Here is a 17,712-nt window from a genome sequence, read left to right on the forward strand (position 1 = left end):
TACGTTAATCTTCTAGTGATTTAGTATTTCATTATAGTGAAGTGCTAAAGCGAAGAAGGATAAAAAAATAGAGATCCTGTAATAGGACCTCTACTTTGTACGCTTCATATCTCGGATTGCTTGGATCGATAACCGCACGAGCAAAATCGCACATAAAAACAAACCTAAATAAGCAGCCGTATTTAAATAAATTGCATAGGCATTATGAATAAATTGCGAGATTCCCAGCAATGCAACCGATATAATCCCAAACGTAATTCCGACCATCAGCAACACAAACCGTGAAAACAGCTGTGTTACAAACATGGAATTGGCTTTATCCGAAAAAATATCGTGATGCAAAATGATTTTCCCGCTCTCCACTTTTCTGAACAACTGATCAAGGCGGCGCGGTATTTTCCGTATATTCGGCAACATCAGTGCCAGTTCTTCTTCGATTAAGTCTTTCGTCTCAACCGGATGTTTGAACGGTTTCAGGAAGCTTGATTTCAAATAATCATTGGAGAAGTCTTTTACTTCACTGAAAATCCTGAATCCTGGGCAAATAACAGACAATGTACCGTCCAATGTTACAATGGCACGTAATGCCACATTGACGGATGGATAGAAATGGAGTCCAAATTCACGCACAACAGAGAAAATGGAGTACATGAGCTCATCTGTCGGGATCGTCGACACATAGTTGATTTTCAGCAGAATCTGGCTGATCGCCTGTTCCATTTCATGCTGATTGATCTGCTCGGCATTTTCCACAAGCTGGGCAATTCCATCAACAACAAGCGCTGCATCGTTTTGATGGATTCCGACAAGGAAGTACTTTAATCCTTCCTGCTGCAATTCAGCTAAACGGCCGACAGCCCCATAATCGAGGATTGCGACACGACCTGTTGTTTCCTCAATATAAATATTCCCCGGGTGCGGATCAGCATGGAAAATTCCAGAAATAAGCGTTTGCTCCAAAAACGAATACAATAATGTTTTGGCAAACTGATGACGGTCAATGCCCAAATCCGTAAATACTTCATTTGCTACTGTAACGGACTTCCCTTTTATATATTCCATCACCACAACATTGGAATTGCTGCATTCCCGGTATACTTTCGGCACTTTCACATCGATACTGCCGCGTTCTACAATTTTGGCAACCTGCTCCATATTGCGTGCCTCGATATTAAAATCAATTTCTTCCTTCAATGCCATGCTGAAGCCTTTTGCCAAATCGTAAAATCCTAAGTTTTCAGCCCACTGCGATTTGCTCGTAATCCATCTGGCAAACTCCATTAAAATCGATAGATCATCCTGCATGATATTTTTCACGTCAGGCCGTAAAAACTTCACAACGACAGGTTCATCTGTTTCCTTTAACACCGCTTTATGTACTTGACCGATCGAAGCGGATGCTAACGGTGTTTTACTTATATAGGAAAAAATTTGATTCGTTCCTGCATTGAAGTTTTCGGCAATTAGTTGGTCAATTTGCTGTTCGGAAAGGGGTTTTACATGTTGCTGGAGCTTTTCAAGTTCATCAATAAATATCGGAGACAAGAGCTCTTTACGTGTTGACAGTACTTGTCCAAATTTAATAAATACCCCGCCGCACTGCTCAAGTGTATCCCGTAATGCTTTTGCCAGTTCACGTTCATCTTCGCGGGCACGGGCATATTTCATCGTCCGTGTGACTCCGTTTGTTACAGCAATCCTCACTACTTCACGTAAACGTTTTTGACGCTTCCAATACGTAATGAGTGTTTTAAAATAGGAACGTCTGCCGACAGGTGTGCCGTTTTCATTCAATTCTATCGAATCAAACAGCTCAAAGAACAGATATAGCAGCATCGAAATGAGAAGCATACTACCGAGCCAGATGATTGTTGTCATGTTGACGACATTTGAAACGATTCCTTGGTCATAATAGTCCGACCCGCGCAAATATGTATACCAAAAAACAAAGGTCGTTAAGGAAACACTAATGAGCACGGATAATATTCTTTTCATCAAACTTATTTGTGAGCCGATTAAACGGCCGCTAATAAAGAATATAAGTGCGGATGCAATGAGCAGTTGAATTATAGCTGAGAGAAAATCCATTCAAATCGCTCCTTTAGATCAAAGTTAAATGTGTATGCACTTCTACATTCCCTTTTAGCGCTTTACTAATCATACAAGTTTCTTCTGCCTTATATGCATAGCGCTCCGCTATTCGACGAGCACGTTCATCGTCTTTGTTCTTCAGGTCAATATCGACATAATGATGGATCGCTTTGTATGTAAAAACACCATTTGTCACATCTACAAGCCCTTCTGACTTCAGATCAAGCTTTGCTTCAATTTGGCTGCGCTCAAGCATTGCTGCCAATGTAATTAAATAGCATGTTGCTGCGGCACCAAGCAGCATTTCATCCGGATTTGTGCCAATACCAGGACCATCCATTTCAGGTGGAATCGAAATTTGCGTCTGCAATCGTTCAGTTTTCAAGTCCCCAACCGCATTTCTTCCCCCCGGCCAGTCAATTGTTAATGTAAAAGTATGTATCGCCATAAATATCACTCTTTTCAATTTTCTTTAACTATAACATTTTGCTATGAAATTTTCAGATAATGAAAACAGCCGGTTAACAGAAAGTTTCTGTTAACCGGCTGATACTTACCAAACGTTTTGTTTATATTTTTTATAGTAATTGACCTGTCGGATAAACATGTAGATTTTGCGTTTCAAATGCTTGTCCTGTTTGTAGAACAACGGATTTACAAGTTTCTTTTCCTTGATCAGACGTCGAATATCCTTTTTCACCGATTCATCGTAAACGAATTTCTTCAATACAATTTTCGGAACGACTGAAAACAGGACATCTCCTTTTAAATAGGAGCAAGGTTTCGGAATATCGTAAATCAGATCTTCCACAAAGTTGCGCGCCAAATTATGACCCATCGCATTAATATAATAACTTGAACGGCCTTGACGAATATTTACTTCGAACACTTTAAATTTCCCGTCACGCTCATCGTATTTCAAATCAAAGTTACCGTAGCCTCGATAGCCGACCGCTTCCAAAAAGCCCCGCAGTTTCGTCATCACTTCTTCGTTGTAGCGCGTTATAAGCGCTGTATAATTGCCGATCGCCGTTTTCGTATGTTCCTGAAGGACAACTTGTGCAAACGATACAAGCTGAGTTTCCCCTTTTGCATTCACATAGACAACCGAATCCCACATTGCTGTATCATCACCGGGAATATAATCCTGAATAATAAGCTCTTCCTTGTAGCCGCTATTTTTAATCATATCGATTACTTTCTGAACTTCTTCTTTGCTTTCCACTTTGAAAACTTTTGCCTGGCCTTCAAATGGATGACGGCTGTATTCAATCCCGTTACTCGGTTTAATAATAACCGGATACATCATCTCTGTTTCAAATGAGCCATCTGTTTTGCAATCATAAAATACAGTCGTTGGAATATCGATGCCGTACTGTTCACAAAGCTTATAGAAATTCGATTTAATCTGTAAGTCATTCATTAAATTTTCATCGATATAGTTGAACACGAAATAATCTCTTAAGATCGCACGGTTTTCAATAATTAAACGGACATATAAATCGTTTGTGCCGATTAAAATGAGCTTTTCCGCTTCTTTTTCATATTTCTTCGCAACGCTAATTAATATTTTGGCAAACTGATCCGGTTCACCTAGTTTTTTGTCATATTCAATGGCACGTGGAATATTGCTTAAGTTCGTAAAAGGCAAAACACCTTTTCCTACTAGAATCGGACGGATTTTATATTCTTCATGGAAAGAAATCGCCATGTTATATGCATTAATATCAGTACCGACAATAATCGGTAAAAATGGTTGTTGAGTCATTACTATACTACCTCTCAATCTGTTCAACGGTCTTTATATTTGATTTATCACTTATTTATCATACAATACTCTATCGATTTATGCTGTATTTTGTAAACGGTTTTTATTATTTCCCGAACATTTTAATGAAACTTCTCTTCGTTTAAAACGTACGTATTAAGTAAGAGGTGATCGGGATGAATGCTCAATTACAATTATTTTTTACAAACATTGATAAAATCGTTTTATATTTTGGGGCAGATGCAAAATATTTTTATATTGATCTTGCCTTAAAGCTGACAGTCCGCAATATCGTATTCAACTATGAAGATTATGAAAAGGCACGTCAGCAAATCAAAACCAATACAAAATGGTATAACTTTGCACGGGTTAATACTGAAATCATCAATACATACTATGTCCATTATGCAAAGGAACCTGAAAAAATCGGAGAAGCTTTAAATCTTCACAAATCTCTTTCAAAGCAGTTTACCCGCCATGATGACAGCTATATTGCGGCTGCCTATTTAAAATCGGAACAACATATCGAGCGAATCGATCAGTTAATTAAAGATTTAATGACCAAACAGAGCGTAAAATATGCGCCATTAAAGCTTTCCACTAGTGCGATGCTTGCCGGACGAACAGAAGATACAAAAGTACTGGCAAATAGTGTGGAACAGTATTATCAGGCACTTGTATCATTCGGTTATGAACGAACAAAGGATACGACTAATACAGCGGTCATTTTAACAATCGGTACAGGGGATTTTCATCAAGAATCCTTTGCCCGGTTAAAAGAACTGACAACTTATATTAAAAAAACTGAAAAAAAACTGAAACCGCACCATTACAATACGATTGCCCTGCTTTCACTCGCCAAGTTCGAAGTCCACCAGTTCCCGGCACTCCATGATATGCACGAAGAAATTTGCCGCTTTTTAAAATTAGATCGCAGACAATTTAATTCGCTGCTTGTAGCCACTCAAATTTATACATCGACTGAAGCAATCGGTGATTTACCCTCATATGATGTAGATTTCTCCACGATTATTTTCTCTGCTGCTGAGCATTCAAATACCGGAAGTTATGATAGTGATATTTCTGCCGGCAGTGCTGATTGAATATAAAAAACTGTGCTGAACAGATTCGATTCCGTTCAGCACAGTTTTTTTAGTTTTGTTTACGTTCTTTCGCATATTCAGCTGCAGCTGTAAATACGATATCTGTTGACGAATTCAATGCTGTTTCACAAGAATCCTGAATGACACCGATGATGAAACCAATTGCCACGACTTGCATCGCAATATCGTCTGAAATCCCGAATAAGCTACACGCTAAAGGAATCAGTAACAGCGAGCCGCCAGCAACTCCAGATGCACCCGCAGCTGACAGTGCAGCCATTACCATTAAGATGACCGCAGTGAAGAAATCTACCTCTATACCTAATGTATGTGCAGTTGCCATCGTCAGCACGGAAATTGTAATCGCTGCTCCGCCCATATTGATTGTTGCACCTAATGGTATCGATACAGCATATGTATCTTTATCTAATTTCAGCTTTTCTGCCAATGCCATATTGACTGGAATATTGGCCGCTGAACTACGTGTGAAGAAGGCTGTAATTCCACTCTCTTTAATAGATGTAAAAATTAGAGGATACGGATTTCTTCTTGCTACCGCATATACAATCAGCGGATTCACAACGAGTGCCACGAAGAACATTGTCCCTACAAGAATCAGAATTAGACGGGCATATTCCCCTAATGCTGAAAGTCCTGTTGTAGAAATCGCTTCAAATACTATTCCTAAAATACCGAATGGTGCTAAGTTAATAATCCATTGTACAACTTTCGTAATTGCATCCGAAAAATTCGCAATAACACCTTTTGTTGAATCATTCGCTGCTTTTAAAGCAATCCCTAAAACTACTGCCCAAGCTAAAATACCAAGATAATTTGCATTCATAATAGCAGTTACCGGATTTGTCACAATATTGAACAATAATGTTTCAAACACTTCAAGGATCCCGCTAGGCGGTGTCACATCCTGTGCTTCTGTTTTTAAAGTTAATACTGTCGGAAAAATATAGCTTGCAACGACTGCTACAAATCCCGCTGCTAATGTCGCTACCCCGTATAAAGCAAGAATCATCTTCATATTTGTTGCTTTGCCGCCAACATGTGAAGCAATCGCATTAATAACAAGTACAAACACTAAAACAGGTGCAACTGCTTTTAAAGCTGAAACGAATAGAGCCCCTAGAATGGTAATACCACTTACTGTGTCAGGAACCGTTAGTGCTAAAATAACGCCAATAATTATACCAACAATAATACGGTTTACTAAGTTGATGCTGTTCCATTTTTCGAACAATCTTTTCATAATTTCCCCCGCTATTCTAAGATGTTACATTGCTTCTGGATGTTTGAGACGAGTAAGTGAATGAAATTTTATACACTACAATCTTTCTCCTGCTGAAGCTTCATTTTTATATAACACTTCTAGATTTAATTATTTACTATAGAATAATCATACAATGTGCGACTAAACAATACAACTGTATTTTTCCACAGTACAATTTTACCAAGCCGCTTTATTCTACTGCCGAATTTTTTCGGATTATTTTATAAAATATCGAAGCTAATACTTGCTGGAATAACATCCCGAAAACGACCGGCATTGCTACTTTTGACGGGAAATATGTAGTAGCGATAACGACCCCTACCGCAATATTCCGCATTCCCCCATTAAAGACAAATGTCGCCTGATCGGCCTCTGATTTCCAAAACAGTCGGCCAAGCACAAGGGATAGTATATAGCCGGAAACTGCTAAAAATAAGACAACCGCAATTACTTTTGCAAGCTCCCAGTCTATCGTTTTTACATAGGGTGCAATTGCACTACTATTAATCATAATAATTGCGAACAAACAGAGCTTCGAGATTAAAGACATTGGTTTTCCATATTGTTCGAACAACTTTCCTTTTGTCCATTCATTGACAAGGATACCTAATATCGAAGGTAAAACAATCATCCAAATAAGATCAAAAATAAGCGCTGGCGTATTTAGCGATATGGACTCCCCGACAACTAAATGCAAGATTAACGGCATAAGAATCGGAGCAAGCAATGTATCAATTAAAATGATGGCGAGTGATAAAGGCAGGTTCCCTTTACTGATCGTCACCCAAATGACGCTCGTAACCCCTGTTGGCACGGCAACGGAAATGAGAAAACCGATTGTTAATAGGCGGTCATCGAATATAAGCTCCGCCAGAATGAATGCCCATAAAGGCATGAGTATATGTAGAAATGCGATCATAAATAAAATTGTTTTAGGATATTGTTTAAACACTTTTATATCGCGAAATTTTAGATTCAAACTGCTGATGAAAGTCATGACCGCAAATAATAACGGCACAAGAAAAAGAAAATGGGTACCGATTTTTTCGAGCAGAACACCGATGACTAAACTGAGCGGTGTTAATACTGGCATCCACCTTTGAATAAATTGATTGAGCGATTGAACCATGTACTGCGCCTCTTTTCTTGAATTAGTATTCCTTCCCGCATTGTAACATAAGCGGAATGAATTCTATGGAACCATTTAAATAGATAAGTCCACTAACAATATGGTATTTTTATGATATGTATTTAAGGAGGTTTTACCGTGTCTTTATCTAAAAAGGGCTATGTTGTATTATTTATCGGGCTAATTTTATTAATCAGTTCCATCTTTTTCACAACCAATTGGAGCATCACAGCTTGGCTAGTATTATTCATCTTTAGTCTTCTATTCTGTACAGTCGGAATCATTATGTTAATAGTACATTTAGTGAAACAAATAAAATTGGATAAGCAGAACAAGTAAAAAAGAGGCCGAGTCATAAGTAGATTTATTGCTAAATAAGAGGAAAGCCTTTATTAAGAAATGGATATATTGAAAAAATTGATTGGAATGTAGGGCGACTCCTGCGGGAATAGCGTGACGCCTGAGACTACAGGCTCAGGCCACGCCCGCGGAAAGCGTCCCGGAATGGAAATCAATTTTTAACACTTAGCAAAAAAACGCTATTTTTCTCTTAGAAAAATAGCGTTTTTGGGTTATGTCCCTGCCTCTTTATTTCTCTTCCTTTACGGACAGGATGTTAACAGCTTCTTCGTATTGAATGCGTACAGTTTTTCTGGCACGTACTGAAGATCTTGCTTTGACTTGAACTTGCTTTTTTTCGCCATTATGCTCAATTTCCACTAAAAAACATTTTGCTCCACATTGCATTTTCTTCAGCTCCTTATTCCACAATTATATCGACATTTGAATTAATAATCTATTTACTCAACTTTCTTTATGAAGTGCAAAAAAGGCCGCAAATAATGGATTAGGTGACCATCATTTACGACCTTTTATTATGTTGAGGGAACGATCATTTCCCCACCATCTTCATCTTCAATTTCTCCCACAATTTCGGACAGGATATCTTCCATCGTCACAAGACCGATTGTTTTCCCTTTTTCATCTGTTACAATCGCCATATGGTTGCGCGATTGCTGCATTTTCAAAAATACATCTTTAATCGCTACTGTTTCTTTATAGCGAGGAATCTCACGAATATACGTAGTGATTGAATTCGTACGTCCTGCAGCAATATCTGTCAGCATTTCCTTAGTGTTAACGAAACCGATGAAGGCTGCTGTATTTTTAGTACGATCAATAACCGGGTAGCGTGTAAATTCATACTCGTCGATTACCTCGAGAATTTGCTGTAATGTATAGTTTCTTTCGATTGTAATCATTTCACTGCGGGGAATCATTACTTCCCGTAACATTCGTGTATCAAAAGCGAAAATATTTTCTAAATAGGCAAGCTCCGTCCGGTTGATCTCTCCGCCTTCATAACTTTGTGTCACAATCAGTCTAAGTTCTTCTTCCGAGTAAACTGTATCGTGCCCAGCCGGTTTGACACCGAAGATTTTCAGCAGTCCGCGAGCCGAACCATTTAATACTGAGATAATCGGCCCTGTAACTTTCCCGAACCAATAAAGTGGCGGTGCCAAAATTAAAGTCATTTTTTCAGCATATTGGATGGCCAATGTCTTTGGCATCAGCTCGCCAAGTACTACGTGTAAAAAAGTAACAACCGATAACGCGATCACATAGGAAAGGGCTGTTGCAACCGCTGCCGGAATGCTGAAATAGTCAAAAACAGGCTCAAGCATTTTTTCTACGGTCGGTTCACCGAGTGCACCAAGAATTAATGCAGTAATCGTAATCCCCAGCTGACAGGCCGATAAATAATAATCCAGATCCTGTGTTACCTTTTTTGCTGTGACGGCTTTTTTATTGCCCTCTGCGATAAGCTGGTCGATTCGTGACATACGCACTTTTAAGATCGAGAATTCGGCCCCAACGAAAAAGGCTGTCAACAAAATAAATACCGCGACTAAAATTAAATTTATAATTATAATACTGTCCAATTAATTCCCCCGAAATATGAGGGATTCACCTCCAAGACATATAAGTATCGATCATTTACTGCTGAAGTTTATATTGTCTTAATACAACTTCTTTAATTTGATAATTGTCCATATCTGAAATGACCCAAGTATGGTCGTCGAATTTTATTTCGTCACCGATTTGAAGTTCTTCACCGTTTTTGATGGAATCGATATTCGTATGCTGAATCCAGCCGCCAATTGTATCAATCTCTTCACTGTCCTCAAACTCAAATCCGAAACGATCCTCCAGTTCATCGAGCAGTACACGGCCGTTAATCGTATATTCGTTTTCTCCTGACTTTCGGATATCATCCACTTCATCCTCGTCAAATTCATCCCTAATCTCACCAACAAGCTCTTCCAAAACATCTTCCATCGTTAATACACCGGCTGTCCCGCCATATTCATCGATAATAACCGTCATATGCGCTTTCGCCTTCTGCATTTTTAAAAGTGCATCCTGGATACTTGTCACACCTAAAACAAATGGCACTTTCGTTAAAAACTGCTCGAGCTGTACCGGGCGCTTAGAAACAATATGGCTAAGTAATTTGTTCGCATTGATGACGCCAAGAATGCGGTCTTTATCATTATTTTCAACGATCGGATAACGTGTATAGTTATGTTCGTCTAAGATTTGGATAATCTCTTCGGCACTCATATCTTTGTCGATTGTCACTAAGTCTGTTCGCGGCACCATAATGTCTTTTGCAACACGTTCATCAAAGGCAAATACATTTTCTAAATATTTCAGTTCCTGTTGGTCGATTTGGCCGCCTTGGAAACTTTGTGCCATAATGATTTTCAGTTCTTCTTCCGAATAGGCCTGCTCTTCACCCGCTGATTTCACACCGATTGCGCGTAACAATATACGAGAAGTTCCATTCAACGCCTGGATAAACGGATACATTACTTTACCGAACCAATAAAGCGGTCCTGCAAGCATTAATGTTACTTTCTCGGAAAACTGGATCGCTAACGTTTTTGGCGCCATTTCACCAATTACTACGTGCAAATAACTTACAATGGCAAGCGCAATGACATAAGAAGCAGCCGAAGCAACAACATCCGAAACATTTAACCAGTCGAATACAGGATACATCAGCTCTTTTACATACGGCTTTGTAAACGCACCCAAACCGATTGCTGTGATTGTTATTCCGAGCTGACAGGCAGATAAATAATAATCAAGGTCCCCTGCTACTTTTTTAGCTATGACTGCTTTTTTATTGCCTTCTAAAATCAATTGATCAATACGGGATTTACGGATTTTTACAACAGCAAATTCTGCTGCTACGAAAAATCCGGTTAAACCTAAAAAGATAATTAATAAAATGATGTTTAATATGGTGTTTACGTCCAATTATTTCCCTCAGCGCGAGGGATTCACCTCCAAAATAATGTAGTAATAATTTGGTCTTTCTCTTATGTACCCGACTATTCTATTGAACATGCAAACAATAATGGTAAGGTTACTAATTTCATTAACAGAATCGCAGCCCAAAACCATCACGTTATAGTTTAAGAAAATTATATAGTTTTTATTTTCAAATCACAATTAATTGTGCCCAAAATATATAAAATTACAAAAAAAAGCTTTCAACTTTGAATAACCAAAGCTGAAAACTTTTAATAAATTTATTCTACATCGACTGAAGATTTGATGATGTTGCCATTATATAATTGAACTTTTTCGTAATCGTCCTTCTCTACTTGGAGTACGAATGTATGGGGCATACCCTCGTCTTCACATTTTTGACCAACATTGTCGATCAGTTGAACCGCCAAGTAATCGCCATGTTTGTATACATTATCGACTGATGTACCACAGCTGCCCGAATAAGTGACAATAAATACTGCCATATACTCATCCATATCAATCGTGAAATTGTCTACATCAAAACGACCTTGCAGTGATTCAAATTGACCTTGTGTATTTGCATAGGCAATATGCGGAACGAGCGATTCATAAATCGGTGCAATTTTTTCATCATATTTCATTATTTCAAATGGTACCGCCTGTTTCTCGGTAAATTTGACATTTGTACTTTCTCCATTACTACAACCCGCCAACAACAATAGGATAATAGCAAACAAATATTTTTTCATAATAAATTCCCTTCTCTTTCACATCTTCATTGTGATTTTAGTCCAGTTCCATACATTTTTCAAATCATCTATCTTTCATTAGTTAACAATTCACCCTAATTCATTCCTGAACAAAACATACTAAAGGAAATTTGGTCGAAAATCATAATCACCCTGGTATTTCGTCTATTAATAGGCGAATTCCTATTGGCGTTTACCTCATTTACATACATTACAAAGAATACTTAAGAAAGAAGGTATGCTTGTTGTATCAAAATCCGTTTGAACGCTTTGATGAGAGCCCTGAAGGACAACCATTTCAACAACAGTTTTTCCCGGGATCACCAGGACCAGGCCCGGGAGGTTTCCCGGGAGCTCCAGGTGGTTTCCCTGGACCTGGACCGGGATTCTCGGGTGGAGGTCCTGGCGGTTTCCCTGGTGGGGGTCCCGGCGGCTTCCCTGGTAATCCCGGAGGTGGACCTCGTGGAGGTTCTGGTGGAGGACCTGGCGGCAATACCCAAATGCCGATGGGACCGCCTCCTAGCTTTACACCACAAATGCAGCAACTTTCCGCTAGCCATTCACAGCAAGGTTCCAGTGGGATAAGACGCTGTATGTTCCGTAATACGTTTATATGGCAACGAAACGGCAATAGTTTCTGGTTCTTCCCGACATTTGTTGCGCCAAATATCATTTTAGGTTTTAGATGGAGTCGTTTCGGCTGGGTATACAGTTCCGTAAATCGCAATTCAATTTTAACTTTCCAATGCTTCTAACCTAAATACAAAAGCTCTTATGCGACAGTACCCAGTACTACGCCATAAGAGCTTTTGTTTATTGACGTACTGATTTTTGCAGTACGACTTTTATTCTTACTATACTTAACTATTTTAAAGCTTCAATTCCTGTGGCTCACCATCGTTCATTAATTTGATTGTGATCGGATCGAATTGAAGTGTCACCATATCCCCGTCTTCTGATGTGAAAACGTCTTTAAAGAAGTTTGTGATTTTCAGCTTTAATGAATCATCTTTTACTTCACTTAGTTTTGCTGTAATTTCTAAATACGGGGCATCCATGTCTTCCTTTGTATAACCCAGTAAAATATGCGTGTAAGGATTTTCATTTAAATCGTACACTTTTTGAGAGTCTTCAGTTGTTGTCGCATAGAGCGTGAAGTCTTCGTTTGTAAACGTCATGTAACGAACATAAGGGTGACGTCCGTTTAATGTAGCCATTGTCCCGATTTTATGGTCTTTAATAATTGAAAGTACTTTTTCTTTTAATGTTTCCATTACACTACCTCCCTTAATATAGTTGAATCTCTTCCTGGTTTTTTCCGTCTTTATTCATAATTCGCATTCGTGTCGGCGTAACTTGAATTAGCACAAAATTGCCGTCAGCATGCTTTGGATATTTATCAAGCAGCATCTGTTTCACAGCATCGTTTAATGTTGTTGCTGCATTGCCTTCGATTTCCAAGAATGTTTCAAGCATTCCTTCGCCTTCATATCCTAATAAAATGTGGGTACCGCCGTATTCCGTAATTTCACGTACGACATCGGAATCTTCCAGTGCTACCGTATATAATTTCGATTCTACATAGTCAAATGTCATATAGCGTGAATTCGGTACACCGTTATTATTTGTAGCCATAACGCCTATACTGTTTTCGTTTAAAATTTGCAATGCAATTTCTTTATTACTTTTGCTCATATTTTCACTCCTCCGGTAAATTAAGTTCCATTATTCGTGAGATGAGAAGCACGTCCAACCGTATGTAATTCCAAATCAATGGGAAAAACCGCTGTTGTGCTGATACTTTTATAATTCCCTTAATAAATTTAAATAAAACAATTTTCTTCGCATTTAACTTGGCATTGCATCCCCTTAACTTTTATCAATTCTGTAGTTCCCGTGTAAATTTTTCTCTATATCAATTAAATGAACTGTAAAAATTTAAAAGTTATAGGGATATTTGTTTGAATATTAAAAAATTTGTAGATAAAATGAAATTGGAATAGATATCCTTTTATTCTGCATGAAAAAGAAAAACTATATGTAAGGAGGACATTGGATGAAAAGATTTACTTGGCTTTCTCTTATTCTCACAACTCTTTTATTAGTTTTGGCTGCGTGCGGCGACTCCGAAGAGACGACAAATGATTCAACTCAAGGCGATAGCGGCACGACAGAAGGTACAACAGAAGAAAATGCTTCCGGCAAGCTCGTAATTTACACGGGGCGTGACGAAAACATGGTACAGGGTGTTATCGAAAAGTTTAATGAGCGTTACCCGAATATCGAAGTGGAATATATGACAATGGGTGCACAGCAGATTTTAGAGCGTGTGCGTGGTGAAAAAGCCAACCCACAAGGCGATTTTTGGTGGGGCGGTACACAGTCAGCGATGATGGTTGCCGCAAATGAGGATTTGCTTTTACAATGGGATCCTTCATTTATCGATTCTGTTGACCCTCTTCATAAGGATGAGCAAAATCGCTGGGTTGGTGAGATGCTGTTACCTGAAGTCATTATGATTAACAGTGATGTGATGTCACCGGAAGAAGGACCACAGGATTGGGATGAATTACTTGATCCAAAGTGGAAAGATGAAATTTTAATTCGCGGTGTTCTTGCTTCAGGAACGATGCGGACAATTTATTCTTCTATGATTTTCCGCCAAGGTGCAGATGATCCATCAAAAGGCTATGACTGGCTGATGAAACTTGATGCGAATACGAAAGAATATACACAAGATCCTAACGCGCTGTATTTAAAACTGGCACGCCAGGAAGGTTCAATTTCGTTATGGAACTTGCAGGATATTTTACTGAAAAAACATACAACGGATTACACATTTGACTTTATTTATCCGGAAAGCGGTGCACCGATTTTAGTCGATGCAGTCGGTATTGTAAACAATGCTAAAAATGAAGAAAATGCGAAATTATTTATGGAATTCCTGTTCGATCAAGAAACGATGGTTGAACTTTCAAAAGAGTATTACCAAATTCCAACACGTACGGATATTGCGGAAGATGCTATGCCTGACTGGTATAAAGAGCTGGATTTAAAACCACTTGATATCGATTGGCAAGTAATGGCCGATAAAGAAGCGGAATGGATGGAGTATTGGGATACAAATATTAAAGGAAAAGGCAAATAGTAGTTATATGACAGACCTCTGAATCAAGAGGTCTTTCTTTTCCTAATTTGTCGGTATGAAGGGAGTTGGATTGGATGAAAGCTGTTCGTATTAACGACGTTTCAAAAAAATTCGGTGATGTCGTGAGCGTCAAAGATTTAGAGCTGGATATAAAATCGGGTGAATTTTTTACATTTCTAGGTCCGAGTGGGTGTGGCAAAACAACAACATTACGGATGATTGCCGGATTTTACTACCCTTCTCAAGGTAAAATTTACTTTGACAATCAGGATGTCACAACATTGCAGCCTAATAAACGGAATATTGGAATGGTGTTTCAAAACTATGCACTCTTCCCGCATATGACAGTCAATGAAAATATTGCATTCGGTCTGGAAATCCGGAAATATGATAGAAAAACGATCAAAGAAAAGGTTGACCGGATACGCGAGCTTGTTCATCTAGGTCCATATGGCTCACGCAAAATCAATGAATTATCGGGTGGTCAGCAGCAGCGTGTTGCTTTGGCACGTGCGCTTGTCATTGAACCTGACATTTTGCTTCTGGATGAGCCATTATCCAATTTGGATGCAAAATTACGTGAGGAAACGCGGATTGAAATCAAACGGATTCAGTCGGAACTGGGTGTGACGACAATTTACGTTACCCATGACCAGACTGAGGCGATGGCAATGTCCGACCGGATTATGGTAATGGAGCATGGCGTCGTCAAACAAATCGGTACGCCACAGGAAATTTACCATCGGCCAAACAACCGCTTTGTCGCTACTTTTATCGGAGAGACAAACTTGCTTACGATGAAAGTAAAATCGATTGAAGACAATATGATTACCGTTACAAATGATAAAGGACTTGAACTGCAAGGCCTGACAGAAAACTTGGCAGCGGGTCTTCAAGTAGCAATCGGAGACGAAATTTATGTATCCGTCCGTCCTGAAGCATTTGAAAGCGGTCCTGGTGAAAACACCGTTACAGGTATCGTCGAGCTGATCGAATTTACCGGAATCAGCGTAAATTACTTTATCAAATGGAATGATACTACATTAAAAGCAATGATTATTAGTCGGGGTACTGCAATACTGCAAGCTGGCGATATGATTGAACTACATATCCCGAAACAAAATATTTATTTCCTAGGAGAATAAGAGAGGAGGCACACAATGAGCAAAAAATCCGTTGACACATACGAAGCGAGTTGGTGGTCTCGTCTTACACAATCACGCTATTTTGTCTATATTCTTATCTCCCCGCTGTTTTTAATATTGTTTGCCTATGTTATTTATCCATTTTACTCAACGTTTATTCAGAGTTTTGCCGGAGACAATCAGCTGGCAAACTATCAGAAGTTTTTCAGTTTAGAAAGTACAGCCAATCTGGAGGCACTTTGGAACAGCTTTTATATATCGATTATTAGTGTCATCTGCTGTGCCGTTGTTGGGGTAATGATGGCCTTTTTACTGGAACGCTACGATTTTCCGGGTCGCCGTCTGCTCTCTATTTTAGTACTTGTCCCAATGGCATTGCCTCCATTGGTGGGGGTTTTATCCTTTTCATTTTTATATGGTGAAAGTGGTATCTTCCCGCGCTTATTTCAGCAGATGTTTCAATTGGAAGATGTTCCGTTTGCCTTAAAAGGGATTTGGGGTGTCATTGTTGTTCATACGTTTACGATGTATACGTACTTCTATTTGACGGCTTCAGCAGCTATTAAAGGGCTTGACCCTTCTTTGGAAGAAGCCGCAACCAGTCTGGGAGCAAGCAGGATACGGGTTTGGCGGAAGATTATTTTGCCGATGCTTACCCCATCATTAATCGCATCTTCCCTCCTCGTTTTCATGGTGTCGATGGCATCCTATACAGCGCCACTCATGTTCGGGGTTGAACGTACAATGACGATGCAAATTTATTTATCACGGACAAACGGCAATTTGGATATGGCGGCAACGCAGTCAACCATTTTATCATTCGTGTCCATCACCTTTTTGCTTATTATGCGCTGGTATCAAAACCGACGTAACTATCAGAATTTAAGTAAAGGAATCAGTGTTCACCGTTCGGAAGTGAGCTCGAAGCCTTTGAAGTATTTAGCGGTTGCACTATCCTTTATCGGGACGCTAATTTTGATCTTGCCGATTTTAGTGCTGATTTTAATTTCATTTTCAAAAGACGGTGCCTGGACAATTCAGATTTTGCCGACCGAATATACGCTTGACCATTATAAAGCGCTGTTTACGGATGAGCGGACATGGCGCCCAATTTGGAACTCGCTGCAAATGGGCTTCATCGCAACAGTCGGCAATATTATATTCGGTGTTGCTGCAGCCTATGCGATGGTCAGACTTAGCTTCAAAGGAAAAACAGCGCTCGATATTCTAATTACGATCCCGTGGGCATTGCCGGGTACAGTTGTAGCTGTTAACTTAATCGCGGCGTTTTCCACGGAAAGCGTATTTACATTCAATCAAGTATTGATCGGTTCATTCTGGATTTTACCGCTTGCGTATTTTATCCGGCATTTGCCGCTTGTCTTCAGGTCGACATCGGCTTCCCTTATGCAATTGGATCAATCCGTGGAGGAGGCTTCGCGAAGTTTAGGGGCATCGTGGTGGTATACATTCAGAAGAATTGTCATTCCGCTTACATTATCCGGTGTTCTTGCCGGTACATTGCTCGCTTTTGTCCAAAGTATCGGGGAATTCGTTGCTTCAATCTTGATTTATAATACGTCGACGATTCCATTGTCGGTTGCCATATTCCAGAAGCTGTATGCCTTCAAGTTTGGTACGGCATGCGCATATGGTGTGCTGCAGATTGTTTTAATCCTTATTGTTCTGATCATTTCAGAACGTTTATCAAAAGGCTCCGCAGGAAGTGCTATATAACGTAAAAAAAGCTAGCATATAATCCAAAAACAGCATTTTTCTCAATGAGAAAAATGCTGTTTTTTTGCTATGCGTATAAATTGATTTCCATTCCGGGACGCTTTCCGCGGGCATGAGGCCAACAGGATGTTGGTCACAAAAGCGTTGCCACAGGACGTGGCGTTCTTAGCTTTTGTTCCTAGTCTCAGGCGTCGTGCTTTTCCCGCTGGAGTCGCCCTTCATTCCAATCAATTTTT

General features: G+C 39.4%; 17 protein-coding genes. 6 read left to right on the forward strand and 11 right to left on the reverse strand.

Features of this window, described 5'->3' with window-relative positions; translation table 11 throughout:
• Positions 1-90: 90 nt before the first annotated feature.
• The 3 genes from MKY27_RS13245 to MKY27_RS13255 all read right to left on the reverse strand — a co-directional run bounded on the left by MKY27_RS13245 (position 91) and on the right by MKY27_RS13255 (position 3,859).
• Positions 91-2,088 carry an AarF/UbiB family protein gene (locus MKY27_RS13245; protein ID WP_339195599.1) on the reverse strand — a complete coding sequence of 666 codons (1,998 nt, stop codon included), beginning with the start codon at positions 2,086-2,088 and terminating at the stop codon, positions 91-93.
• Between the two features lie 13 nt (positions 2,089-2,101).
• Entirely contained in the window at positions 2,102-2,539 is a 438-nt protein-coding gene (locus MKY27_RS13250) for an SACOL1771 family peroxiredoxin (RefSeq protein WP_339195601.1), read from the reverse strand.
• A 105-nt stretch (positions 2,540-2,644) separates the two neighbouring features.
• Positions 2,645-3,859 (reverse strand): carboxylate--amine ligase, encoded by a 1,215-nt coding sequence (locus tag MKY27_RS13255; protein WP_339195603.1) that lies wholly within the window; start codon positions 3,857-3,859, stop codon positions 2,645-2,647.
• Between the two features lie 176 nt (positions 3,860-4,035).
• Here MKY27_RS13255 and MKY27_RS13260 point away from each other — a divergent pair, with 176 nt between their 5' ends.
• Entirely contained in the window at positions 4,036-4,962 is a 927-nt protein-coding gene (locus MKY27_RS13260; RefSeq protein WP_339195607.1) for a DUF4003 family protein, read from the forward strand.
• A gap of 49 nt (positions 4,963-5,011) precedes the next feature.
• Here MKY27_RS13260 and sstT read toward each other — a convergent pair whose 3' ends face one another.
• Together sstT and MKY27_RS13270 are read right to left on the reverse strand one after the other, a co-directional pair.
• Positions 5,012-6,223, reverse strand: coding sequence for a serine/threonine transporter SstT (sstT, locus tag MKY27_RS13265; RefSeq protein ID WP_339195609.1), 1,212 nt, complete (start codon positions 6,221-6,223; stop codon positions 5,012-5,014).
• Between the two features lie 211 nt (positions 6,224-6,434).
• Positions 6,435-7,373, reverse strand: a complete 939-nt coding sequence (locus MKY27_RS13270) for a bile acid:sodium symporter family protein (RefSeq protein WP_339195612.1) — start codon at positions 7,371-7,373, stop codon at positions 6,435-6,437.
• 138 nt (positions 7,374-7,511) lie between these two features.
• Here MKY27_RS13270 and MKY27_RS13275 point away from each other — a divergent pair, with 138 nt between their 5' ends.
• Complete coding sequence (locus MKY27_RS13275) at positions 7,512-7,712, forward strand: hypothetical protein (protein ID WP_339195614.1); 201 nt, start codon at positions 7,512-7,514, stop codon at positions 7,710-7,712.
• 249 nt (positions 7,713-7,961) lie between these two features.
• Here the strand turns inward: MKY27_RS13275 and MKY27_RS13280 are convergent, their stop codons facing one another.
• The 4 genes from MKY27_RS13280 to MKY27_RS13295 form a co-directional block, all read right to left on the reverse strand.
• Positions 7,962-8,120 (reverse strand): hypothetical protein, encoded by a 159-nt coding sequence (locus MKY27_RS13280; protein WP_339172928.1) that lies wholly within the window; start codon positions 8,118-8,120, stop codon positions 7,962-7,964.
• A 128-nt stretch (positions 8,121-8,248) separates the two neighbouring features.
• On the reverse strand, positions 8,249-9,316 hold the full coding sequence (locus MKY27_RS13285) for a hemolysin family protein (protein WP_339195615.1): 1,068 nt from the start codon (positions 9,314-9,316) through the stop codon (positions 8,249-8,251).
• 55 nt (positions 9,317-9,371) lie between these two features.
• Positions 9,372-10,700, reverse strand: coding sequence for a hemolysin family protein (locus MKY27_RS13290; protein WP_339195616.1), 1,329 nt, complete (start codon positions 10,698-10,700; stop codon positions 9,372-9,374).
• A 275-nt stretch (positions 10,701-10,975) separates the two neighbouring features.
• Positions 10,976-11,446: a Fe-S oxidoreductase gene (locus MKY27_RS13295; RefSeq protein ID WP_339195617.1), complete on the reverse strand. Its 471-nt coding sequence runs from the start codon at positions 11,444-11,446 to the stop codon at positions 10,976-10,978.
• A gap of 245 nt (positions 11,447-11,691) precedes the next feature.
• On the opposite strand from MKY27_RS13295, the gene MKY27_RS13300 reads away from it, so the two are divergent.
• Positions 11,692-12,201: a hypothetical protein gene (locus MKY27_RS13300; protein ID WP_339195618.1), complete on the forward strand. Its 510-nt coding sequence runs from the start codon at positions 11,692-11,694 to the stop codon at positions 12,199-12,201.
• Positions 12,202-12,315: 114 nt separating this feature from the next.
• Here MKY27_RS13300 and MKY27_RS13305 read toward each other — a convergent pair whose 3' ends face one another.
• On the reverse strand, positions 12,316-12,720 hold the full coding sequence (locus MKY27_RS13305; protein WP_339172940.1) for a pyridoxamine 5'-phosphate oxidase family protein: 405 nt from the start codon (positions 12,718-12,720) through the stop codon (positions 12,316-12,318).
• 13 nt (positions 12,721-12,733) lie between these two features.
• On the reverse strand, positions 12,734-13,141 hold the full coding sequence (locus MKY27_RS13310; protein WP_339195619.1) for a pyridoxamine 5'-phosphate oxidase family protein: 408 nt from the start codon (positions 13,139-13,141) through the stop codon (positions 12,734-12,736).
• A 361-nt stretch (positions 13,142-13,502) separates the two neighbouring features.
• Here MKY27_RS13310 and MKY27_RS13315 point away from each other — a divergent pair, with 361 nt between their 5' ends.
• The 3 genes from MKY27_RS13315 (at position 13,503) to MKY27_RS13325 (ending at position 17,476) form a co-directional block, all read left to right on the forward strand.
• Positions 13,503-14,594 carry an extracellular solute-binding protein gene (locus MKY27_RS13315; RefSeq protein WP_339195621.1) on the forward strand — a complete coding sequence of 364 codons (1,092 nt, stop codon included), beginning with the start codon at positions 13,503-13,505 and terminating at the stop codon, positions 14,592-14,594.
• A 74-nt stretch (positions 14,595-14,668) separates the two neighbouring features.
• A complete protein-coding gene (locus MKY27_RS13320) occupies positions 14,669-15,739 on the forward strand; it encodes an ABC transporter ATP-binding protein (RefSeq protein ID WP_339195622.1) in 1,071 nt (356 codons plus the stop codon).
• A 15-nt stretch (positions 15,740-15,754) separates the two neighbouring features.
• The gene (locus tag MKY27_RS13325) at positions 15,755-17,476 is read left to right on the forward strand and encodes an iron ABC transporter permease (RefSeq protein WP_339195623.1); all 1,722 of its coding nucleotides are present in this window, start codon (positions 15,755-15,757) and stop codon (positions 17,474-17,476) included.
• Positions 17,477-17,712 lie beyond the last annotated feature (236 nt).

The organism is Solibacillus sp. FSL R5-0449, from assembly GCF_037975215.1.
Lineage (GTDB): Bacteria > Bacillota > Bacilli > Bacillales_A > Planococcaceae > Solibacillus.